Annotated in this window: 23 protein-coding genes; 20 read left to right on the plus strand and 3 right to left on the minus strand. The window is 57.6% G+C overall.

Going from position 1 to position 22,906, the window contains the following annotated elements; genetic code table 11:
- Positions 1 to 95: 95 nt before the first annotated feature.
- The 3 genes from ACWVX6_RS04230 to ACWVX6_RS04240 all read right to left on the minus strand — a co-directional run bounded on the left by ACWVX6_RS04230 (position 96) and on the right by ACWVX6_RS04240 (position 2,962).
- Positions 96 to 1,619: a D-alanyl-D-alanine carboxypeptidase family protein gene (locus ACWVX6_RS04230; protein WP_455152433.1), complete on the minus strand. Its 1,524-nt coding sequence runs from the start codon at positions 1,617 to 1,619 to the stop codon at positions 96 to 98.
- A complete protein-coding gene (locus ACWVX6_RS04235; protein ID WP_110436314.1) occupies positions 1,606 to 1,848 on the minus strand; it encodes a hypothetical protein in 243 nt (80 codons plus the stop codon). The genes ACWVX6_RS04230 and ACWVX6_RS04235 overlap by 14 nt, the downstream gene beginning before the upstream one ends.
- Before the next feature lie 91 nt (positions 1,849 to 1,939).
- Positions 1,940 to 2,962, minus strand: coding sequence for a nucleoside recognition domain-containing protein (locus ACWVX6_RS04240; RefSeq protein ID WP_455152434.1), 1,023 nt, complete (start codon positions 2,960 to 2,962; stop codon positions 1,940 to 1,942).
- Between the two features lie 117 nt (positions 2,963 to 3,079).
- Here ACWVX6_RS04240 and ACWVX6_RS04245 point away from each other — a divergent pair, with 117 nt between their 5' ends.
- The 20 genes from ACWVX6_RS04245 to ACWVX6_RS04340 all read left to right on the plus strand — a co-directional run bounded on the left by ACWVX6_RS04245 (position 3,080) and on the right by ACWVX6_RS04340 (position 22,870).
- Positions 3,080 to 3,340, plus strand: coding sequence for a YabP/YqfC family sporulation protein (locus ACWVX6_RS04245; RefSeq protein ID WP_116705406.1), 261 nt, complete (start codon positions 3,080 to 3,082; stop codon positions 3,338 to 3,340).
- A 16-nt stretch (positions 3,341 to 3,356) separates the two neighbouring features.
- A complete protein-coding gene (locus ACWVX6_RS04250; RefSeq protein WP_455152435.1) occupies positions 3,357 to 4,580 on the plus strand; it encodes a sporulation protein YqfD in 1,224 nt (407 codons plus the stop codon).
- A 20-nt stretch (positions 4,581 to 4,600) separates the two neighbouring features.
- Positions 4,601 to 5,023, plus strand: a complete 423-nt coding sequence (locus ACWVX6_RS04255) for a hypothetical protein (RefSeq protein WP_455152436.1) — start codon at positions 4,601 to 4,603, stop codon at positions 5,021 to 5,023.
- Between the two features lie 391 nt (positions 5,024 to 5,414).
- On the plus strand, positions 5,415 to 6,422 hold the full coding sequence (locus ACWVX6_RS04260) for a PhoH family protein (RefSeq protein ID WP_118285624.1): 1,008 nt from the start codon (positions 5,415 to 5,417) through the stop codon (positions 6,420 to 6,422).
- A complete protein-coding gene (ybeY, locus tag ACWVX6_RS04265; RefSeq protein ID WP_116705409.1) occupies positions 6,422 to 6,913 on the plus strand; it encodes an rRNA maturation RNase YbeY in 492 nt (163 codons plus the stop codon). The genes ACWVX6_RS04260 and ybeY overlap by 1 nt, the downstream gene beginning before the upstream one ends.
- A 3-nt stretch (positions 6,914 to 6,916) precedes the next feature.
- Complete coding sequence (locus ACWVX6_RS04270; RefSeq protein ID WP_118285623.1) at positions 6,917 to 7,384, plus strand: diacylglycerol kinase family protein; 468 nt, start codon at positions 6,917 to 6,919, stop codon at positions 7,382 to 7,384.
- 231 nt (positions 7,385 to 7,615) lie between these two features.
- Positions 7,616 to 8,512, plus strand: coding sequence for a GTPase Era (era, locus tag ACWVX6_RS04275; RefSeq protein WP_118760298.1), 897 nt, complete (start codon positions 7,616 to 7,618; stop codon positions 8,510 to 8,512).
- A complete protein-coding gene (recO, locus tag ACWVX6_RS04280) occupies positions 8,513 to 9,268 on the plus strand; it encodes a DNA repair protein RecO (RefSeq protein ID WP_455152437.1) in 756 nt (251 codons plus the stop codon).
- Between the two features lie 82 nt (positions 9,269 to 9,350).
- Complete coding sequence (locus ACWVX6_RS04285) at positions 9,351 to 9,737, plus strand: hypothetical protein (protein WP_455152438.1); 387 nt, start codon at positions 9,351 to 9,353, stop codon at positions 9,735 to 9,737.
- A 102-nt stretch (positions 9,738 to 9,839) separates the two neighbouring features.
- Complete coding sequence (locus ACWVX6_RS04290; RefSeq protein ID WP_188885434.1) at positions 9,840 to 12,233, plus strand: endonuclease MutS2; 2,394 nt, start codon at positions 9,840 to 9,842, stop codon at positions 12,231 to 12,233.
- A gap of 239 nt (positions 12,234 to 12,472) precedes the next feature.
- Positions 12,473 to 12,736 carry an HPr family phosphocarrier protein gene (locus ACWVX6_RS04295; protein ID WP_107632189.1) on the plus strand — a complete coding sequence of 88 codons (264 nt, stop codon included), beginning with the start codon at positions 12,473 to 12,475 and terminating at the stop codon, positions 12,734 to 12,736.
- A 90-nt stretch (positions 12,737 to 12,826) separates the two neighbouring features.
- Complete coding sequence (gene uvrC, locus ACWVX6_RS04300) at positions 12,827 to 14,650, plus strand: excinuclease ABC subunit UvrC (RefSeq protein ID WP_455152439.1); 1,824 nt, start codon at positions 12,827 to 12,829, stop codon at positions 14,648 to 14,650.
- A 110-nt stretch (positions 14,651 to 14,760) separates the two neighbouring features.
- Positions 14,761 to 15,312 (plus strand): 16S rRNA (guanine(966)-N(2))-methyltransferase RsmD, encoded by a 552-nt coding sequence (gene rsmD, locus ACWVX6_RS04305; RefSeq protein ID WP_117489382.1) that lies wholly within the window; start codon positions 14,761 to 14,763, stop codon positions 15,310 to 15,312.
- A 5-nt stretch (positions 15,313 to 15,317) separates the two neighbouring features.
- Positions 15,318 to 15,803, plus strand: coding sequence for a pantetheine-phosphate adenylyltransferase (coaD, locus tag ACWVX6_RS04310; protein ID WP_118760304.1), 486 nt, complete (start codon positions 15,318 to 15,320; stop codon positions 15,801 to 15,803).
- A 1-nt stretch (position 15,804) separates the two neighbouring features.
- Entirely contained in the window at positions 15,805 to 16,260 is a 456-nt protein-coding gene (locus ACWVX6_RS04315) for a hypothetical protein (RefSeq protein ID WP_110436330.1), read from the plus strand.
- A gap of 767 nt (positions 16,261 to 17,027) precedes the next feature.
- Positions 17,028 to 17,447, plus strand: coding sequence for a division/cell wall cluster transcriptional repressor MraZ (gene mraZ, locus ACWVX6_RS04320; protein ID WP_227600590.1), 420 nt, complete (start codon positions 17,028 to 17,030; stop codon positions 17,445 to 17,447).
- Positions 17,448 to 17,464: 17 nt separating this feature from the next.
- On the plus strand, positions 17,465 to 18,400 hold the full coding sequence (gene rsmH / locus ACWVX6_RS04325; protein ID WP_455152440.1) for a 16S rRNA (cytosine(1402)-N(4))-methyltransferase RsmH: 936 nt from the start codon (positions 17,465 to 17,467) through the stop codon (positions 18,398 to 18,400).
- 37 nt (positions 18,401 to 18,437) lie between these two features.
- On the plus strand, positions 18,438 to 18,935 hold the full coding sequence (locus ACWVX6_RS04330; protein ID WP_117750935.1) for a hypothetical protein: 498 nt from the start codon (positions 18,438 to 18,440) through the stop codon (positions 18,933 to 18,935).
- An 89-nt stretch (positions 18,936 to 19,024) separates the two neighbouring features.
- On the plus strand, positions 19,025 to 21,424 hold the full coding sequence (locus tag ACWVX6_RS04335; protein ID WP_455152441.1) for a penicillin-binding transpeptidase domain-containing protein: 2,400 nt from the start codon (positions 19,025 to 19,027) through the stop codon (positions 21,422 to 21,424).
- A 9-nt stretch (positions 21,425 to 21,433) separates the two neighbouring features.
- A complete protein-coding gene (locus tag ACWVX6_RS04340; protein WP_270384346.1) occupies positions 21,434 to 22,870 on the plus strand; it encodes a UDP-N-acetylmuramoyl-L-alanyl-D-glutamate--2,6-diaminopimelate ligase in 1,437 nt (478 codons plus the stop codon).
- The last annotated feature ends 36 nt before the right edge of the window (positions 22,871 to 22,906 follow it).

Here is a 22,906-nt window from a genome sequence, read left to right on the forward strand (position 1 = left end):
CCTTTTGACGTATGATTTTGGGGGGTAAGATGAAAGGCGGACACATGGGTCCGCCTCTGTATTTGCAGTTCGCTGAACCGCCGGTATGCGATTGTTTATCGGCGGTGTCTGCGCGGATAATCATCGTTATCGTAGCGCTTGCGCATCGCCTTGCGGCGACGGCGGCGACGGATTCCGCCGAATGTGATGTTGAACAGGATGTACAGCACGATGAAGATTGCGGCTGCGATCAGCACGATCTTAAACACGGTGCTCTGGAAGAAATGGCTCAGCTTGTCCGAGTAATAGAGCACGCGACTCATTTCCACATCGCTGAGTGCGACCAGCTCGACCGTGCCGTAGGACGTGCCGTTGCAGCTGTATGTCATGCTGCCGATCACATCGCCGGCCTTGATGGGCGCGTCAACGGCTTCCGGCAGATTGGGTGTCGCTTCCAGCGAATCGGTCTCTACATCGGCAGGGAGCAGCGCCACCAGATCGGTTTTCGCGGTCAGCACCAGCTGATCGGTCTGCGTGGACAGGTCTACCTTGACATGGGCGAGCGTGTCGCCCTTTTTCGCAACGGTCTTGGTCTTGAAATGGGTGAAGCCCCACTGATACAGCGATTTGGTGTCCGTGAAGCTGGCCGCTACCGTCGGGTACTCCTTGGACGAGGTAGCACTGCCGAGCACGACCGAATACAGCTTGGCATCGCCGTACTCCGCGTAGCCGACAAAGCAGTTGCCCGCCTGCGAGGTATGTCCGGTTTTGATGCCCTTGTTGTACGGGTACGACCACGGGTTGAACGAGCTGAAGATCAGCTGGTTGGTGGTGAGGATGATGCGTTCCTCGTGCATGTTGGTCTTGGGCATGCGGTACTGCACGGTGTCGATAATGTTGGTGAACGTGTCGTTCTTCATGGCCTCGCGGGCAATGAGGTACAGATCACGGGCGGTGGTGTAGTGGTCTTCTTCGTGCAGACCGCACGGGTTGCAGAAATGCGTTCCGGTGCAGCCAAGCTCCTCGGCGCGGGTGTTCATCATGTCCACAAAGTGCTCGCTCGTGCCGCCGACATGGCGGGCAAGCATGTACGCCGCCTCGTTCGCAGACGGCAGCATGAGCGCATACAGCAGGTCGATGACGCGCACGGTCTCGCCGACCTTGATGTCCGCGTTCGAGCTGTCCGACGTGACCTTGGCGAAGTCGCCCTGTTCGGCGGTGACGGTCTCGTTCAGATCCTCGACATTCTCAAGCGTCAGCAGCGCGGTCATGATCTTGGTGGTGGATGCCGGATAACGCTTTTCGTCCGCATTTTTCTCATACAGCACCATGTCGGAATCCGGGCTGATGAGCAGGGCAGCGGTAGCCGTTACAGCCGGCGCTTCACTTGCCGCTGCGATAACGTCCTTGTCGTTGTCAGCAGTCGCGTCCTTGGTGTCCTTGGAATCCTTGCTGCCGGCAGAATCCGTGCTGCCCGAATCGGTGGACGAGGTGTCCGTGCTGTCGGAATCCGACTGGCTCGATGAGGTATCGCTCTCGTCATTCACGGCATAGGCGCGGGTGATTGGCGCCGCACCGAGCAGCAGCGTAAAGCACAGCGCGAGTGCGGTAAGACGGTTTTTGAAATTATTGCTCTTCATCGGTATCTCCTAAAGAAAAATCGGCATCGGTGAAGTGCCCGCGCAGAACCGCCGGCTTGGGCGGTGTGCGCCGCAGCGGATCATAGCGGAAGGAACGGCAGTGATCGGTGCCGTTTACCACACCGCGTTTGCGGCAGGCAATGCGTTCGCCGTCCGCCAGCGGAGAGCCGTGCGCGCAGTAGGTGCAGCGCGGTTCTATATTTTTTCGCAGCAGCTTTTTGAGCCTCATGCGTGGTCACTCCAGTCGTGATAAAATCGGGTGAAAAAGTGTCCTGCCGAGTGGTGTCGGTGAATACAGGACGTATATAAAATATTATATATCATTTCCTGCGCTTTTTCCACCCCCAAATTGGATACAAAGCGGAAACGAACAGCACAGCAAGTGTATACCGGAACCGTACCGATATCGGTGTCAGCTCCGGTGAGGAAACCGTCAGCACGGCAGGCGAGAGAGAAAACAGGAAAGCCGTCAGCACAGTTGCGAGCGTACCGTGCAGCAGCTTTGCGGCAAACAGGCCGCGCACCGGCAAATCGTGTGCTTCCGCGAGCGCGCGCACCTGAAACTGCACAGCCAGTCCGCCAAATCCCAGCAGAAAGGACGCAAGCGTCAGCCGCGCTCTGCGCGGCAGCGGCAGCACGGCCAGCTCGTCTAAGCCGTTGGTCAGCTCGATCATGCCGTCCAGTACGTTTCCGTATGGAAAAAGTGCAAAAACCGGCGAAAGCAGCCGCAGCAGGATGGAAAACATGGTCAGAAACGCCGTCACGGTCAGCGCCGTGGACGCTGCCTGCTGTACGGACGCGCAGAAAATAGAAGGGAATGAGGTGCGGTTCCGGTTATGGATACGCTGCGACACGGCAGATAACGGGGTACGCGCGAAACACAATCCGACGAGCAAAGCCGAAACGATATGTATCCCGTACAGCATCGCGCCTGCCCGCGCGGAGCCGAACACGCCGAGCCCTACCAGTCCGATGCAGAAGCCCGGACTGGCGCAGTTGCAGAACCGGTTCACGCGCTCTGCCGCTTCGCGGGATAGCACACTCTCGGAGAGCAGCGCACATGCGGTCGCGGCGCCGACCGGATACCCGCCGATGAGTCCGAGCACCAGAGCAGGCGCAGCCTCGGGCGGCAGGCCGTATAATCGCCTGAGCGGCTTTGCCAGCAGCGGCGACAGCCGCGCGGTATCACAGCGGACAAGCAGTCCGCTGATAACGAAAAACGGAAATAAAGCCGGTAAAGCCTGCGCGGCAGCAAGGGAAAGTCCCTCGCGGACACCATCCGCGCAGGCGGTCGGGCAAAGCAAAAACGCGGCAAAAAGAGCCAGCGATAAGAACAGCTTCATAGCGTCACCTCGGAACAGTGTATGAGAAGCAGGAAAGTTTCAGTACGCTGATACATAACATATACCGTTATACCTGCCCTACGGAGAAGGTAAAATGCGATATGAAGGTGGCGCGATATGCTGAAAGATAACTTATACGCCGAACTCATGGAGGACCTCCACCCAAACCGCCCGCGCGTGGAAATCCTCGGAGACAGCCGGGTGATCGTGGAGAACCACTGCGGCATACAGGAATACGACGACAGCATCCTGCGCGTCAGATGCCGCGGGTGCGAGGTACGCATTCTGGGTGCAGACCTGGAACTGACGGCGCTTTCCATGGACGAACTGGCGGTGATCGGCGTGATCTCGTCGGTGGAATACATTACGACCGAGTGAGAAAGGAGGGGCGCGAATGATCGGGCGGCTGTGGCTGCTGGCTTGCGGGCAGGTGCGCGTGCGCGTGACAGGCGCAAGCCTGACGCGGTTTCTCAACCTGTGCGCGGCGCAGGGTATCACGCTGCGGCAGATGGACCGCACGGCATGGAATGAGCTGCACGCAACCCTGTCCATCCGGGATTTCCGGATGCTCAGGCGGCACATGGGCCGCACCGGCTGCCGCGTGCATATTCTCCGGAAACGCGGTCTGCCGTTCCTTGCGGCGCGTTTGTGTCCGCGTACGGCGCTCTGGGGCGGAGCCGTATTCGCCGCGGCGTTGTGCTGGCTGCTCGGCACGCATGTATGGGCGATACAGACCGAGATCGCACCGGCGATAGACGAAACGGCTGTCATGCAGCAGCTGAGCGAAATGGGGGTGCATATCGGCATGCCCATCAAGGACCTGAACACCCGTCAGATACGGTGGAAGATGATGCAGCTGCAGCCGAATATCACGTTTTTCTCGCTCAATCTGCGGGGCAACAGCTTGACCGTGGTCGCCTACGGCAGTACCGACCCACCGGAGGTGCTGGACGAGCACGCGGTCACCAAGGTGGTGGCCGCGCGGGACGGCGTGGTAACGCAGGTGCGTGCGCTCGAGGGACAGCCAATGGTGCAGGCAGGAGATGCCGTGCAGACCGGCGATACGCTCATCAGCGGTCTTGTCGAGCCAACACGCGAAGGCGGAAAGTACCGCACAGCGCATGCGCACGGCACCGTGCAGGCGTACACCACGCATACGGTTCGGGCAGCGCGGCCGCTCACCGAGCAGAGAAAGCGGTATACGGGTAAAATTCGTCATCAATATGCACTGGTGATGGGAAATAAACGGTTAAATTTCTATATTGGCAGTGGAATTGCAGGGGGCACTTGTGATAAAATAATAACGACCAGACATTTTTGGCTGTCGGACAGCGTGGTGCTGCCGGTGGCGCTGGTCACACAAACGTATACATTCTACGAGCGGGAGCCGACGACGCGCACCGCCGAGGACGTGCGGGTGGCTATGCTGTCGCGCGCACTGGGCGAGACAGCCGCGGATATCGACGGCATGGTGACGAGCCACAGCGAAACGCTCACCGAGCAGAACGGCGCGGCAGTGCTGTACCTCACCGTCCACGCCGAGGAGCAGATCGGCACCGAGGCCGTGGATGACAGTACCGTTCCGGAGGAAAATGCGGAGATGGAGCAGGTGCCGTAGAGACAGAAAAGGAGACGCCTATGAACCGTAAACCCGCGACGATTCTCGCAGGACTGAGCACCGCAGCGGCATTTGCTGCTAACGGCTCGGACTGGCTTCACGGCGGTTCCGCGAGCGCAGGCAAATTCTGCGTCAGCGCGGTGTTTATCGTGCTGGTATCGCTGCTGGTGTATGCATGGCGGAAAAGCAATGCCGCTATGTGTCTGCTGACGATTGCATCGGCGCTGATTGCGATTGGTGCGGCAGCCGGTTTGCTTATGACGACGGATATCCTTCCGGCAAATTCGATGCTGCTGCCGTTTACCGTGTTCCTCGTGCCGTTTTTCGGTGTGACGAATTTTATGACGTCCACAGCTGCCGCAATGTTTCTGCCGACGGCGGTTTCGGTGGTGTGGCTGATTGTCGCGGTTGGAAACTGGATTCACAATTGGAAAAACGTATGATTTTACGTTGTGTGGGCGAACAATGTTCGCCCCTACGGTTAGGCAATGTGCAGATCGTTTACAACGGTGCGCCGAGTCGTACCTCAGGGCACCTTCTCTTGCGGCGTTGCCGCAATTCACCTTGCCGCACCCTACGGTAAAACATCATGTATTGCTGCAGATATATGAAAATTAACTGTATGTAACCGTATGCAACTGTATGTTGAACGAGTTATTGCAACAGATACATACACTTGCATACAGTTTATTTGATAGATAAACACTATCCGCAGGAGAGCAGGTAACGACAGGGAAAACGCCTGCCTCCTGCCTTGCACGGATGAAAACTAACATTTAATTCCTAACTCTAATTACTAATTAAACATAAGAGGGTGTAACCATAGAACAGGTAATGCAAATCGAGCAGACCGAGCTGCTGATGGCAGTATTCGGTGCATTTGACGAAAACATCAAGCAGATCGAGCGGGAACTGAACGTCTCGGTCATCAGCCGCGGAACCGAGCTGAAAATCACCGGCGAGGACGAAGGCGTGTCCATCGCTGCACGCGCGATTACGGCGCTGCTGGCCATGGCAGGCCGAGGAGAATCCATCGGCACACAGACCGTGCAGTACGTCATCGGTCTGGCGAAGGACGGCCGCGAGAGCGAGGTCCACACGATGAGCCGCGATGTGCTGTGCATCACAGCAAAGGGCAAGCCGGTCAAGGCGAAAACGCTCGGTCAGAAAAAATACATGGAGGCTATCCGCAAGAACACCATCGTTATGGGTGTTGGCCCTGCCGGTACCGGCAAGACCTATCTCGCTGTTGCGGCGGCGGTTGCGGCCTTTCGGGACAAGCAGGTCTCCCGCATCATCCTGACCCGTCCGGCGGTCGAAGCAGGCGAGAAGCTCGGCTTTCTGCCCGGCGACCTGCAGAGCAAGGTAGACCCGTATCTGCGCCCGCTGTACGACGGTCTGTTTGACATGCTCGGCGCGGACAATTTTACCAAATATCAGGAGCGCGGCTCCATCGAGGTTGCCCCGCTCGCGTATATGCGCGGACGTACCCTCGATGACAGCTTCATCATTCTCGATGAGGCGCAGAACACCACGCCCGAGCAGATGAAAATGTTCCTCACCCGACTGGGCTTCGGCTCCAAGGCAGTCATTACGGGCGATATTACCCAGATCGACCTGCCGGACGGCAAGCAGTCCGGTCTGCGCGAAGCGCTGCGTGTGCTGGACGGCGTAGAGGGCATCGCCCAGTGCTTCCTGACCGAAAAAGACGTTGTGCGCCATGAGCTGGTGCAGCGCATCGTCAAGGCATATGCAGAGTACGAAAACAAAAAGGGCAAGGGCAAGCCTGCCGCAAAACCGGCAGGAAAGCGCCTTCCGACCCGCCGCAAGGAGGGAAAATGATGAACCATCAGATCAATATCGGCTTTGAAACCGAGGTAGCGGACGAAAACAGCGTGCGCGAGCTCATTCGCACCTGCGCGGAGCGCGTGCTGACGAGCGAGCAGGTGGACTTTGACGCCGAAATCGACGTTACCGTTGTCGATGCCGACGCCATCCGCGAGATGAACGCCGAGTACCGGAATAAGGATGCCGTGACAGACGTTCTCTCGTTCCCGATGTACGAATTCCTCAACGGTGAGCCGCAGGAGGAGTTGGAGGCCGAACCGGACTCCGGCTGTGTCATGCTCGGTGATATGATCCTGTGCTACACGCGCGCCTGTGAGCAGGCAGAGCAGTTCGGGCACTCGCCTGCAAGAGAGTGCGGATACCTGACCACGCATTCCGTGCTGCATCTGCTTGGCTACGACCACGAGCGCAATGACGAGGACACCCGCCTGATGCGCAGCAAGGAAGAGGACAACCTTGCGTTCCTCGGACTGACGCGGGACTGAGCCATGAAAAAGAATATCCGAAAACTGAGCGAGAGCTTTCTGCACGCCTTCCGCGGCCTGCGGCTGTGTATCCATGACGAGCGCAACTTCCGCGTGCACATGACGGCGGCGTTCTACGTCATCCTGTTCGGCGTGTTCGGCGGCGTGAGCATGACCGAAGCGGCCATCCTGTGTATCTGCTTCGGCCTTACTATGGGCGCGGAACTGCTGAATACCGCCATCGAGCGCCTGTGCGACAAGCAGGCGAGCGGATATGACGGCATGGTACGCAACGCGAAGGATATCGCGGCGGCAGGTGTGTTTGTGTGCGCGGCAGCGTGCGTCGCGGTCGGCGCGTGTATCTTTATCGGAAACGGCGTGCTTGCGGCAGCCATCAAATTCTTGTGGTATAGGCTGTGGCTCGGCATGGCGGTTGTGGTCACCGTGCCGATTGCTGTCTGGTTCGTGTTCCACTTTGGAAGAATTCAATAATAATGGAGAATGGAGAATTCGCACAAGGATAGCTCGTCGCAGCGCGGACGGAACTCGCGCAAGAATAGCTCGTCGCAGCGCGGACGGAACTCGCGCAAGAATAGCTCGTCGCAGCGCGGACGGAACTCGCGCAAGGATAGCTCGTCGCAGCGCGGACGGAACTCGCGCAAGGATAGCGACATTTTCAATTTTCCATTCTCAATTCTCAATTACTGTACTGGAGATAAATAAATGAGCAAAATTACAAAAACTGCGGTCGTATCCGTTGTAGGACGGCCGAACGTGGGCAAATCCACGCTGACAAACAAGCTGGTGGGCCAGAAGGTGGCTATCGTATCGAGCAAGCCGCAGACCACGCGCACGCGCATTACGGGCGTACTCAGCCGCGGTGAAACGCAGTATGTTCTGCTGGACACCCCGGGTCTGCACAAGCCGCGCTCCCGTCTGGGCGACTACATGTGCAAGGTGGTGACGGACACGGTTTCCGAGGTGGACGTTGCCGTTCTGGTGGTAGAGCCGATTCCGAACATCGGTCCTGCCGAGGAAACCCTGATCGCACAGATCAAGCAGCATCACATGCCGGCGATCCTCGTCATCAATAAGATCGACACCGTCAAGAAGGAAGAGCTGCTCGCTGTCATTGCGACCTACGCGGCAGCGCATGAATTCGACGCGGTTGTGCCGATCTCGGCACGCACGGGCGAGGGCGTAGAGGAGCTGCTCACCGAAATCGACAAATACGCCATCGAAGGCCCGCAGCTGTTCCCGGAGGACATGGTATCCGATCAGCCCGAGCGTCAGCTTGTCGCCGAGATCATCCGAGAGAAGATGCTGCGCCTGCTCGACCGCGAGGTTCCGCACGGTGTAGCCGTCGGCATTGAGCGTTGGAACGAGCGTGAGGACGGTCTGGTGGAGATCAACGCGGTTATCTACTGCGAGAAGGCCAGCCACAAGGGCATTATCATCGGCAAGCGCGGCGCGATGCTGAAAGAAATCGGGCAGCAGGCGCGTGCGGACATCGAGCGCATGCTGGATGCCAAGGTATTCCTTGAGCTGTGGGTCAAGGTCAAGGAGGGCTGGCGAAACAACCAGTACCAGATGCGCAACTTCGGCTACGAGGATCAGTAAATGGCCGAGGTCAAGCTGCGGGCACTCGGTCTGCGCGAGGTGGATTTCGGTGACTTTGACCGCTATCTGACTGCATTGACCGAGGACGGCCGCAGGATTGAAATCCTGTGCAAGAACGCGCGGCGCGGAAAAAAGCAAAATCCGGCGGCACGGCAGCTCTGCTATTCCGAGTTCATTCTGTCGGACCGCGGCGGCAGGTACACCCTGCGGGACGCCGACCTGGTACACTCGTTTTTCGCGCTGGCAGGCGATATTGAGAAGTACGCGCTGTCGTGCTACTTAAACGAGCTGACAACCGCTCTGACCGTGCCGGATTTTGACAATCCGGCCTTGTGCCGTCTGCTGCTGTACGCGCTATACGCACTCGAGGGTGGCAAACGCGACCCCGAGCTTGTCAAGGCAGCTTTCGAGTGGCGCATTATGGCTGAGAGCGGCTACGCACCGGATTTAACCTCGTGCGGTGTGTGCGGCGAGGTGATAGAGAACCCGCCGGTGTGCTTTTCCGTTCGGGCGGGCACAGCCGCGGACGCAAAGTGCGCGGGGAGAGTCGGCGGTTATGCACAGCTTGTGGACAGTACCCTGCGGGCGATGCTTCATGTGCTGACAGCCGAGCCGAACAAGGTCTATGCGTTCGCACTCAGCGGACCCGCCAGAGAGCAGTTCTGCAATATGGCGGAGGAATATGTCAAGTATCACCTCGGACGCGGGTTCGAAAGTCTGCAGTTTTATCAATCGCTGCAGGTGCCGATAAAATAACTGTGTAAAAGAGTGTAGAAGTGATGAGCCTGCACGATCTATCATCAGATATGCAAACCTATCCCGAGAAAGGAGCAGCGGTATGGATCGCAAAGCAGTTTCCATGTGGAAGGTAACCAAAAACCTGATTCTTACAGACGTCTGTGTGATTGCCTTGTTCTGGCTCATACCGAGCGTAAAAATGCTTGCGCTGCTGCTCGGTGTACTGTGCGCCATCGGATATATGCTGTGGTTGGGACGGTGCTTTCTGAACGACTGCAAGACCAGCCTGCCGGGTGAGGACTATCAGCGCATTGCCTCTGAGTTCGGCTTTATCTGGTTCTGGAACCCCGGTCGGAGAAAACAGTGGCAGTACGTTGCCGAGGAAAGCGGCGAGACCGGTGCAGCACTGCTGCGCATCTGGCGCGGCAATATGGTGCTTGTCATCGTGTCGCTGGCGGTTATGGCGGTGCTGGTTTGGATGGGGTAAACGCAGTTATAAGATAATGCACAGCTATATCGCAGGGTGCGGCGACCTCGGCGCACCCTGCGAAAGCGAATAAACAACAAGAAGATTTTACGGGAGTTTGAAATGAACAAATTAGGCGAAAAATCCCTTAAAACACTGGAATACTACGAAATACTGGAAAAACTGGCCGGACAGGCGGCATCCCAGGCGGCAAAGGAGAAATGCCGTGCACTTCGTCCGTTGGACGACCACGAGCAGGCCGAGCTGTGGCTGCAGCAGACCACGGATGCGAAGGATCTGATGGTTCGTCAGGGCAGTCCTGCCTTTGGCGGCATCCGAGAAGTAGGCGCGATCCTGTCCCGCGCGGACCGCGGCGGCACGCTCAACCCGCGCGAGCTGCTGGCGGTGGCAAGCTTGCTGCAGACCGCGCGCCGTGCTCTGCTGTACGATGCCGAGCACGAAACCAAGACCACGCTCACGCCCATTTTCGGTCTGCTCTCCGGCAACCGTGATCTGGAGGAATCTATCACGACCGCTATCATCTCCGAGGAGGAGATTGCAGACGGCGCGTCTCCCGAGCTGCTGAGCATCCGCCGAGAACTGCGCCGCGTGTCCGGCAAGGTGCGCGAAACGCTCAACCGCATGATCTCGGGTGAGCGCTCCAAGTACCTGCAGGAGAATATTATCACCCAGAGAAACGGTCGCTTCGTTGTGCCGGTCAAGGTGGAGCACCGCGGCGATGTGCCCGGTCTGGTGCACGATACCTCGTCCACCGGTGCGACTGTGTTCGTCGAGCCGCAGCAGGTCGTGGAAATCAACAACCAGATTAAGGTGCTCGAAGGCCGAGAGGAAAACGAGATCGAACGCATCCTCGCGGAGCTGTCGTCGCGCGTGTCCATGTACAAGGGTGCCATCGAGCAGGACTACGATGCGCTGACCACGCTGGACTTCATCTTTGCGCGTGCCAAGCTGTCGTTCGACATGAATGCCTGTGCGCCTGTGCTTGTTGAGGACGGCAGCCGCTGCAAGCTGCTTCGCGCGCGCCATCCGCTGCTGGATAAGGACAAGGCGGTGCCTATCGACATCGCCATCGGCTATGATTACGACACCCTCGTCATCACCGGCCCGAACACCGGCGGCAAGACGGTTTCGCTCAAAACCCTCGGTCTGCTGTCGCTCATGGCTGCCAGCGGCCTGCATATTCCGGCGAACGAGCAGTCGGAAATCGGCCTGTTCGAGCACGTTTACGCCGACATCGGTGACGAGCAGAGCATCGAGCAGAGCCTGTCCACGTTCTCCGCGCACATGAAGACCATCGTGTCCATCATGGACTGCTGCGGGCAGGGCGACCTCGTGCTGTTCGACGAATTGGGTGCGGGCACCGACCCGGTTGAGGGTGCGGCTCTAGCGGTTGCCGTTATCGGCTATGCCCGCCAGATGGGCGCGTGCGTTGCCGCCACCACGCACTACGCCGAGCTGAAAACCTTTGCGCTGACCACGGACGGCGTTGAGAACGCCTCCTGCGAGTTTGACGTCAAATCCCTGCAGCCGACCTACCGTCTGCTGACCGGCATTCCGGGCAAGTCGAATGCGTTCGCGATTGCGGCTCGTCTGGGTCTGCAGCCGACCATCATCGAGCGGGCGAAGGAACAGGTCTCCACCGAGGATGCCCGTTTCGAGGACGTTCTGGCCGAGCTTGAGCGCGAACGCCGCCGTGTCGAGCAGATGAAGGAAGAAGCGCAGCGCATGCGCTCTGCGGCGCAGTCCGAGCGCGACAAGATGCGTGCCGAGCGCGATGCCGCCGAGGATCGTGTGGACAAGATGATGGAGAGCGCCCGCGGACAGGCAGACAACATCCTCAAAAATGCCCGCATGACGGCGGAAACCGTGTTTGACGAGCTGGAAACGCTCAAAAAGAAGGCGCAGAAGAAGAACGCCGACCAGAACCTTGCGGCAGCCAAGGCGGCGCTGCGCGGTGTCATCACCCAGACCGAGAACGAACAGCGCCGCGGTATTCAGAAGCGCGTTGTCGAGGCTGACGAGGTTCGTTCGGTGCAGAAGGGCGACCGCGTGCGCCTGCTCAACGTCGGCGGCGTCATTGCGACCGTGCTCGCTCCGGCGGACAGGGACGGCAGCGTGCAGGTGCAGGCCGGCCCGATGAAGATGACGGTTAAGGAGAACGAATTGCGTCTCGTGGAGGAAAAGAAGAACGCGCCCAAGCCCAAGCCGCAGCCGAGAAGAGATGCGCCGAGACGCGAACTTAACATCCGCTCGGCGGAAAGCGAAGTCGATGTGCGCGGCATGAGCGCCGAGGAGGCCCTCTTCGAGGTGGACAACTTCCTGTCGCGCGCCATCATGGCCGGACTGCCGTCTGTCACGGTCATCCACGGCAAGGGAACTGGCGTGCTCCGCACGGCTGTGCAGCAGCATCTGCGGAAAAACAAGCGCGTCAAGAGCGTCCGCAGCGGTGTTTACGGCGAAGGAGAGCAGGGCGTAACGATCGTCGAATTGCGCTGAGGCAATCCTGCACAGTTTACGCATAGATCTCTTTTAATGAATTATGTGGTATTGCCCTAAAAATACCTGTTTTAGGAATCGGAAACCGGCGAATAGGGCATAATGCCCTATAAATCAGTACGTTTTTTGAAAAATTCATTTAAAAAGCAAAGGGCACATCTGGAAATAGTCCTTGACGAAAATGCAAAAAAGCGATAGACTATATACAACGGATTTGAAGAAATAGGAGCGATGCAGATATGTATTCAAAAGAGGTACAGGTTACCAATCAGGTAGGCTTATATGCCCGCCCGGCAACTTTTTTCATTCAGAAGGCAAATGAGTTCAAGTCTACCATCCTGGTAGAGAAGGAAGAGCGCCGCGTAAACGCGAAGAGCCTGCTCGGCATTCTGTCCCTGGGTATCACCAAGGGCACTACCATCAACCTGATCGCTGACGGCCCGGATGAGGAAGAGGCTGTTTCCGCGCTGGTTGAGCTTATCACATCCAATTTTACTGACTAAGTTATCGCGTCCTGAGGGAAAAGCGCCGGTTGTTTTGATCGGCGCTTTTATTTTTGCAAATGACGATTGAGGGCAAGGAGGACAGTCCGCATGACAAGAGAACAGCTGAAGGAGCGCGTGCGCAGGCTGCCCATGCAGCCCGGCGTTTATATGCACAAGGATAAGACCGGCAAGGTGATTTACGTCGGCAAGGCCAAGCTGCTCCGCAACCGCGTGTCCAACTACTTTCAGCCGCCCGAACGGCTGAACGCCAAGACGCGCCAGCTGGTCAGCCATATCGACGACTTCGATATCATCGTCACAGACAGCGAGTTTGAAGCGCTCGTGCTCGAGAACTCGATGATAAAGAAGTACAAGCCGAAGTACAACATTCTGCTCAAGGACGACAAAGGCTATCCCTATGTGCGGCTGGACACCACTCTGTCCTACCCGGATTTCAAAATTGTCTCCAAGCCTGTACATGACGGAGCGCGGTACTTCGGTCCGTACATGGGCCGCGGCGCCGCAAGACGAGCGATTGATACGATTGGTGAAGCACTGCACCTGAAAAGCTGTGCGCGTTCCTTTCCGCGGGACATCGGCAAGGACCGTCCGTGCCTGAATCTGCACCTCGGCCGCTGCTGCGCGCCGTGCACCGGCAAGGTCAGTCCGGAGGAGTATCACGCGCTGATCGAACAGGCGATCTCGCTGTTCGAGGGCGACGCAAAAAAACTCGAGCGTGAGCTGACCGAGAAGATGAACGAAGCCGCCGAGGAACTGCAGTTCGAGCGTGCCGCCGTCCTGCGCGACCGTCTGCGTGCCATCCAGAAGCTGGGCGCCAAGCAGCATGTTGTCGCGGGTGCGTTCGCGGAACTGGATGTTATCGCCTTTGTGCAGGGACAGACCCGCGCGTGTGTCTGCGTGCTGCATTACAGCGGCGGCACGCTGCAGGATAAGGAATACACGTTCTTCCACGTCACCGAGAGCGACCCTGCCGAGGTGCTTTCCTCGTTCATCAAGCAGTATTATGCACAGCGCAATGCGGTGGCGAAAACCGTTCTGCTCTCGCACGAGATCGAGGAGCAGGACGCCGTCGGCGAATATCTTTCGTCCATCGCAGAGCGCAAGGTGGAGCTTGCCGTGCCGCAGCGCGGCGAACGCCGGGTGCTGACCCGCCTCGCGGAGAAAAACGCCTTCGAGGAGATCGAACGCCGCGAGAAGCAGTCCGAGAGACGGCATAAATCGCTTGAACTGCTGCAGAATGTCACCGGTATGGCGGCACTGCCGCTCCGGCTGGAAGCCTACGACATTTCCAACTTCGCCGGACAGGATACGGTCGGCTCGATGATCGTATTTGTCGAGGGTCAGCCGAAAAAGAGCGATTACCGCAAGTTTAAGATTGCGTGTGCCGCCAACGGGCAGGACGACTATGCCTCCATGCGTGAAATGCTCACGCGCCGCGTGCAGCGCTATGTGGACGGCGACGAGAAGTTTGCGCCGCTGCCGAACGCGTTCATGATCGACGGCGGTCTGGGTCATGTGCACGTCTGCAAGGAGGTGCTCGACTCGTTCGGGCTGTCGGTTCCGTGCTTCGGCATGGTCAAGGACGACCACCACCGTACCCGTGCCCTCGTTGCGCCGGACGGCCGTGAGTTCGGCATCTCGGCGACTCCGGCGCTGTTTGCGCTCATCGGCCGCATGCAGGAGGAGGTCCACCGGTTCGCCATCGAGTATAACCGCAAGCTGGGCGGCAAAAAGGTGCGCGGCTCCACACTGGATAAAATCCCGGGCGTGGGCGATAAGCGCAGAACCGACCTGCTCAAGCACTTCGGCAGCATTGAGAATATCAAGCAGGCGTCCGAGCAGGAGCTGGCGAGAATTCTGCCGAGGAATGCCGCGCAGAGCGTATACGAATTTTTTCATCAGGATTCATAAATATTACGAAACCGTATGATGTATCTGGGTTTCCATAGGGCGGGGTGCTCTCATCCCGCCCTACACGATAGAGTGATGTTATTGTTAAAAAATTTCAGCAGGAGGCTACCATGAGAGTTGTATCCGGAACTGCGCGGGGCTGTAAATTGCAGCCCGTGCCCGGCATGAACACCCGCCCGACCACCGATCGGGTAAAAGAAAACGTATTCAATCTGATACAGGATCATGTGCGCGGTGCCGAGGTGCTCGACCTGTTTGCGGGCACCGGTCAGCTTGGCATTGAGGCGCTCTCGCGCGGCGCTGCTCACTGCGATTTTGTCGAGCACAACAAGACAGCTTACGGCATCGTGAGCAAAAACGTCGAAAGTGCGCGTGTGAAGGATAAGGCGGCGCTCCACCGCACGGAGGCAGCGGAATTTGTTTCCAAAGCAGGCAGGGAACGGTACGACGTGATCTTTCTGGATCCTCCGTACGGCGGCGTGATCTTAGAAAATGCGCTGAAACAGATAGAAACGTTTGACATTCTCTCTGTAAATGGTATAATAATATGCGAAAGTGCAGTAGAGGACAGATTCTCCCACGGCTTCGCAGTCGTGCGGGAACGCCGCTACGGCGCTACCATGATTACCATTCTGCAGCGGCAGAGTGGCGAAACGGAATGAAATAAATGAAAATTGCGATTTATCCGGGCAGCTTTGACCCTGTTACACTGGGACATCTGGATATCATCCGCCGTGCGTCGGTCATGTTTGATCGGCTGATCGTTGCGGTAATGCACAACCAGAACAAAAAACCCGCTTTTTCCGCCGAGGAACGTGTGGGATTCTTAAAGCGGACAACGGCTGACCTGCCGAACGTCGAGGTGGAATCCTTCGGCGGCCTGCTGGCAGACTACGCCAAGCAGAAAAACGCATGCGTCATCGTAAAGGGTCTGCGTGCGGTTTCGGATTTTGAATACGAATTCCAAATGGCACTTGCCAACCGCAAGCTCAATCCTGAGCTGGATACCGTGTTTTTGATGACAAGTGCGGAATATATGTACCTCTCTTCCTCGATCGTGAAGGATATTGCGGTACACGGCGGCGGTGTCGCCGATTTTGTTCCCGAGGGGATTATGCAGGACATTGTGCGCCGAATTAGAAAGGGAGAGTAAAATGGCAACTTTAGAGGAACTCATTAACCGCATGTATGATATGGTGCAGGACGCAAAGGGCATTCCGCTGGCAGGCGAGAAGTGCATCGTAGAGCGCGACCACATGCTGGATATGCTGGACGAGCTGCGTGAGGCTCTGCCGAACGATCTGCAGCAGGCACAGGAAATTGTTGCAAAGCGCAGTGAGATGCTGGCATCCGGCAAGCGCGAGGCTGAGGCGATCCGCCGTCAGGCTGAGGAGGATGCACGTCAGATGGTCTCCGAGACCGAGATCGTCGTAGCGGCACGCCGCAAGGCCAAGGAAGTACAGGGCAACGCCGAGATTCAGGCTCGTGAGCTGCGCCGCGTGGCAAATGAGTACTGCGAGGATACCCTCAAGCGTACCGAGGAGGCAGTGGCTCTCGGTCTGGAGGAGGTCCGCAAGGCACGCCAGCGCTTCAAGAGCATCGCAAAGTAAAACCGAAATGCAGGCAGTCACCTTCGGGTGGCTGCTTTTTCGTGTTCTTTGCGGTACCGGCACAACGGGAATTTGTCGCTTGCGAAGCGAACGGTTCTTGCCTGCGCGGCGGGCGCACAAGAGGGTAGACACCAAGGTTTCTACCCTCTTGTGAATCACCCCTTTCCTAAGAGAGTCTGGCGCAAACCAGAGAGCGGCGACCGCTGCGAAATAGAGGAACGGCAGTTGGGTTACCGTTGCGTGCCTTTCGTGAAAAATTTGCAGTTCACAGACAGCGTACTGCTACACATATCGGCAACTCTACGCTGGGTGCGGCATGACAGTGCCGCACAATTCGCTTACGCGTTGTCGCGGACGGCACCTGCGAATTTTATTTGATAACGACCGTCACCTTGTCTGCACCACGCCATCACCACTCCTCACCACCAACGCCGAAAAAGAGAACCTCACACCCACTTTGCGCCACCGGGCTGAAAAATGTCCGGCTGAAATTGCACAAAAATACACACTCTGTGGATAAACTTTGGGATAACTCTCCACTTCGCAGTAAAATGCAGGAAAACACCGCGTGCGAACACAATCGAACAACTGTTCGTAAAAATTGCGAAAACTATAAAATTTGCAAGAAAAACGCCCGAATTTTTCGTGCAATAATGCAAAAAATATCTTGCAATCTATTCTCCGTACCGCTATAATAAAATCAAGGTGGAGAGATGTGGGGTAAAGTGTCACGAATTCCACCAAAGCGGAAGGGCAGGTGTGAATGAGTGAAGGGCGAATACAAGCATTCCATAGACGCTAAGGGTCGTCTGGCAATGCCGGCCAAGCTGCGCGAGGAGCTGGGCGAGCACTTCACGGTCACCAAGGGCCTCGATGGCTGTCTGTCCGTCTATCCGGAAGCCGAATGGAAGCGTCTGGAGGACAAGATCCGCACGCTCGGCAACGGCGAAAAGGCAAGACGCGTCAAGCGCTACTACTTCGCCAATGCGTTCGATGCACAGCTCGACGCACAGGGCCGAATCCTCATTCCCGCAAACCTACGTACCTTTGCGGAGCTGCAGAAGGATGTTACTGTGATCGGTCAGCTCGACCACGCGGAAATCTGGAACAGCGACAAGTGGCGCGCTTACAATGACGAGATCGACGCGGAAGTTGTTGCCGCGGACGTAGAAGATATTGATTTTTAACAAAAGGGCAGGGAACTATGGAATTTCATCATGTATCCATTTTGCTTGAGCCTTGCCTTGAGGCTCTGCAGATCAAGCCGGACGGCGTTTATGTGGACGCCACGACCGGCGGCGCCGGTCACTCGCTCCGCATTGCGGAGCGTTTGCATGATACCGGCCGTTTGATCTGTATTGACAGAGATGACGAAGCACTCGAAAACGCGAAGGACCGCCTCAAGGATGTATGGCAGCGTGTCACACCGGTCAAGAGCGACTTCCGCGATATCGACAAGGTACTCGAAGGACAGGGACTGGCAGGTGCGGACGGTATTCTGTTCGACCTCGGCGTTTCCTCCCCGCAGCTGGACCATGCAGAGCGCGGCTTTTCCTATATGCAGGATGCGCCGCTCGATATGCGCATGGACCGGCAGCAGAAGCTGACCGCGTATGATGTGGTGAACGGCTGGAGCCGCGAGGAGATCCGCCGCATTCTGTTTGAGTACGGCGAGGAGCGCTACGCACCGCTGATTGCAGCGGCGATCGAGCGCGAACGCGCAGATAAGCCGCTTGAGACCACGCTGGAGCTTGTCCGTGTGATCAAGGGCGCCATGCCCGCGAAAGCGCTGCGGGAAAAGCAGCATCCGGCGAAGCGCAGCTTTCAGGCGATCCGCATTGCGGTAAACGATGAGCTGGGCGCGGTGCGGGAAGCAATGGAAAAAGCCATCGACTGTCTCAATCCGGGCGGCAGACTGGCGGTCATCACCTTCCACAGCCTGGAGGACCGCATCGTCAAGGCGGCTTTTCAGCAGGCGGCACAGGGCTGCACCTGTCCGAAGGACTTTCCGGTATGCATCTGCGGCAAAAAGCCGAAGGTTCGGCTGACGCCGCGCAAGCCGATCCTGCCGGATGAAAGGGAAATTGAGGAGAATCCGCGCGCCCGAAGCGCGAAGCTCCGGGTTTGTGAAAAAATCTAAACCGAAAAAGCAAATTCAAAAGAAAGGAAAGCGCAAGATGGCTTCTGGCAGGAACAACGCGGCAAGAAAATATGAAGATCAGGTTCCTGCGCAGCGTGAGGTACAGCCGAAACGCCATCTGCAGGTAGCGGCAGCGCCGGTCAAGAAAAAGAAGCACCGCCGCAAGCCTGCTGTGATGCAGGGCGTGTATCCGTGCATTTTTCTGGTGGCGATCACGGCGGCGTTTATCCTGTTCTGCCAGATGCAGCTGACCCAGCTTACCGCGGAAGCGAGTGAGCAGAGCGACCTGCTCAGCGAGCTGCAGTCGGAGAATGTTTCTCTGACGACCAAGCAGATGAACAGCATGAACATGGATGAGGTAGAGCAGTACGCCACGGACACGCTCGGAATGGTAAAGCTGGACAATTCGCAGATCGAATATGTGGAGCTGACCAATCCGGATCTTGTCACCGTTGCAGACGACAGCATGACGCTGCGCGGTCTGTGGAGCGCACTGGCAGCGCGCTTTTCCGCACTTGTGGAATATATCCGATAAGCAGTTGAATACAATGCGTACAGGGGAGTGAGAGGTGGATAACTTCTGACTCCTTACGCTTTTTCAGGAACAATATGGAGGCTGACTAAATGGCAGTTAAGGGACCCAACCATCAAATGCGCACGCGTATCCGCGGGCTGACTGTGCTGTTTGCACTGATCGGTTTCGGACTGGTAGGCGTGCGGCTGCTGTATATGCAGGTATTCAATCACGATTTCTATGTGCAGCAGGCGACGGCGCTGCAGACGCGCGACACGTTCATCACGCCCAACCGCGGCAAGATCTACGACGCGAATATGCAGGTTCTGGCTGAATCCGCCGCCGTAGAGCGCATTACGGTCGATCCGAAGGCCGTTGTGGACGAGAGCAAGGTCAAGAAGGGCATCACGGCGGAAAGTCAGCAGCAGACGCTTGCGACCATCCTGTCTGAAACGCTGGATGTGGATTACGATACCGTAATGGCCAAGATCCAGAAAACCAATTCGCAGTACGAGATCATCGCGCAGAAGGTCGATAAGGACGTATCCAAGGAGCTGGATGAGAAGCTCGAAGCGGCAGACTGCACCGGCGTCTACTCTGAGCCGGATACCAAGCGGTACTATCAGCACGGCGCCTTCCTGTCTGCGGTGCTGGGATACGTCGGCAGCGACAACAACGGCGCATACGGTCTGGAATCCGAGTATAACGATGAGCTTTCCGGCAAGGCGGGCCGTCTGGTGCGCGTGCAGAACCGGCAGAACAGGGATATCATGCCGGAAACCCAGCAGTACATTCCGGCGACCGACGGCAACTCTCTTGTGCTGACCATCGACAGCGATATCCAGAACTATCTGGAAAAGCACCTCGAGACCGCACTTGCCGACAATCCGGAGGCGCGAGACGGCGTTTCCGGCATCGTTATGAACGTCAAGACCGGTGAGGTACTGGCAATGGCCAACCTGCCGGACTTTGATCCGAACGATGCCTACAAGCTGACGAGCGACAAGTATATCAACGAGCTCAAGGAAAATGTTGCGAAAATCCTCAAGGATGAGAACGTCAAGGTCGAAATTCCGGATGCCTGGTATGAAGAGGGCGGTCTGGACAATCTGCCGGAGGCGATTCATGACAATTCCGATCTGGTAGATGCGCTGGGCAGCGCCCGCGTGAATATCCTGATGAAAACCTGGCGCAATCCGGTTATCGCGGATAACTACGAGCCGGGCTCCACCTTCAAGCTGATGACGGTCTCCACGGCGTATGATCTGGGTGCTGCCCATGCTGAGGACACCTACTACTGCGGCGGCTCCCTGCAGGTGGAGAACTGGGAGATCAAGTGTGCAAACACAAGCGGCCACGGCATGCAGACGCTGACCGAAGCCCTGATGAATTCCTGCAACGTAGCGATGATGCAGATTGCCCAGAGCGTCGGCATGGATCGGTTTTACAACTTTTACAAGGCGTTCGGCCTGACCGAGCCGACCGGCATCGACCTGCCGGGTGAGGGCAAGGGCCAGTTCCACAAGCTGGATGTTGCCAGTGACTGGAACGAAGTCGCACTGGCGACCGCATCGTTCGGTCAGCGTTTCACGGTTACGCCGATTCAGATGCTGAACGTGGTCTGCGCGATCGTGGACGACGGCAAGCTGAAAAAGCCGTATGTTGTCAAGGAAGTGCTGGGCGGAGACGGTTCGGTCAAGTCTACGAACGAGACCGAGGTGGTCCGTCAGGTCATTTCCGAGGATACCTCCGCTTACATGCGCGAGGCGATGGAGCAGGTTGTCGCAAACGGCACCGGCAAGAATGCCTATGTTTCGGGCTACCGCATCGGCGGCAAGACCGCAACGTCCGAGATCCTGCCCGAGTACGACAGCGATGGCAACCGCACGGATAAGGAGGACCGCTACACGGCATCCTTTATCGGTGTAGCGCCGATGGACGATCCGCAGATCGCGGTTCTGGTCGCCATCAACGATCTGCCGGAATCCGCGACGCATAGCGGCGGTACGATCGCCGCTCCGGTTGTCGGCCGCATCATGGAGGATGTGCTGCCGTATATCGGCATTACGCCGGTCTACGACGACAGCGAGAGCGACCGCCGCGAGCTGACCGTGCCGAGTGTATCCGGCAAGACGCGCGACGATGCGATTTCCACGCTGTCCGACGCAGGCTTTGACTGCATCATCAAGGGCGACGGCGATACCGTCACCGATCAGGTGCCGAATGCAGGCATGCGCATTGCGGCCAGCGGCAAGGTTATCGTCTACATGGGCGAGGAAAAGCCGACTGAGGCCGTTGAAGTGCCCGATCTGTCCGGCATGTCGCCGGATGAGTGCCGCGATACGCTGGAGGAGTACGGTCTGTACCTCAAGCAGAAGGGTGTTTCGTCCGCGCAGATCACAGGCGACACTACCGCGACCAAGCAGAGTCCGGAGGCCGGTACCAAGGTAAGCCTCGGTGCGGTTGTCACGGTAGAATTTTCTGATACAACGACGGTCAACGACCGATAGGAGGAAATTATGAAATTACAGGAACTTTTGAAGGATGTAGCAGTGAAAAACAGCACTGCCGCACAGGATATCGAGATCAAGGAAGTGCGTTACGACTCCCGCGCGGTACAGCCGGGCGACCTGTTTGTAGCCATCCGCGGCTACGCGACCGACGGCCACAAGTACATCGCCAAGGCGATGGAGCAGGGCGCGGCAGCCGTTGTCTGCGAGGAGGCGCCGGAGGGCGTCCCCGCAGTCGTTGTGGAGAATTCCCGTATCGCGCTGGCTGAGATTGCGGCAAACCGCTTCGGTCATCCGGCAGAGAGCATGGTCATGCTCGGTGTGACCGGCACCAACGGCAAGACCACCACGACCTACCTCGTCAAGCACATGCTTGAGGACGCAGGCCACAAGGTGGGTCTGATCGGCACCAACCAGAACCTCATCGGTGATGAAGTGATCGAGACCGAGCGCACCACGCCGGAATCCTACGAACTGCACGCGCTGTTTGCCCGCATGAGAGACGCAGGCTGCACGCATGTGATCATGGAGGTTTCCTCGCACTCCCTGGTGCTTGACCGCGTACACGGCATTCCGTTTGCGGTAGGCGCGTTCACCAATCTGACGCAGGATCACCTCGATTTCCACAAGACCATGGAGGAGTACCGCAAGGCAAAGGCGCTGCTGTTCTCCATCAGCAAGAAGGGCGTTATCAATCTGGATGATGCTGCGGCGGAGAAGATGCTCGCGGACGCAAAGTGCCCGTGCATGACGTTCTCCTGCGGCAAGCCGGAGGCCGATCTCGAAGCGACCGACCTGCAGCTGCACGCGGACGGCGTGGAGTTCACCGCACAGTATCAGGGCGAAAAGGCAGATGTCAAGCTGCCGATTCCGGGTCATTTCTCGGTCGAGAATGCACTGACCGCGCTCGGCATTGTGCTGCAGCTCGGCATGCCGCTTGCGGATGCGGCGAAGTCCATGGCAACTGCAACCGGCGTCAAGGGCCGTGTTGAGGTCGTGCCGACCGATACCGATTACACCGTGCTCATCGACTACGCACACTCGCCGGACGGCGTGGAGAACGTGCTCAAGGCCGTTCGCGGCTTTGCAAAGGGCCGTGTCGTTGCTCTGTTCGGCTGCGGCGGCGATCGTGACCGCACCAAGCGCCCGAAGATGGGTAAAATTGCGGCGGATCTCGCGGATTTCTGCGTTGTAACGAGCGATAATCCGCGCACCGAGGAGCCGAAGGCCATCATTGATGATATTCTCGAGGGCATGAAGGATTCGGATACGCCGATGCAGGTCATTGTCGATCGTCCGGAGGCGATCCACTGGGCACTTGCACACGCACAGAAGGACGATATCATCGTGCTGATGGGCAAGGGACATGAGACCTATCAGGAAGTAAACCATGTGAAGCACCACATGGATGAACGCGAGATCGTAGCGGATTTTTTCAATAAGTAAGAGCGGCAGACGGGCGCACACTGTGCGCCCCTACGC

The organism is Butyricicoccus sp., assembly GCF_977037065.1.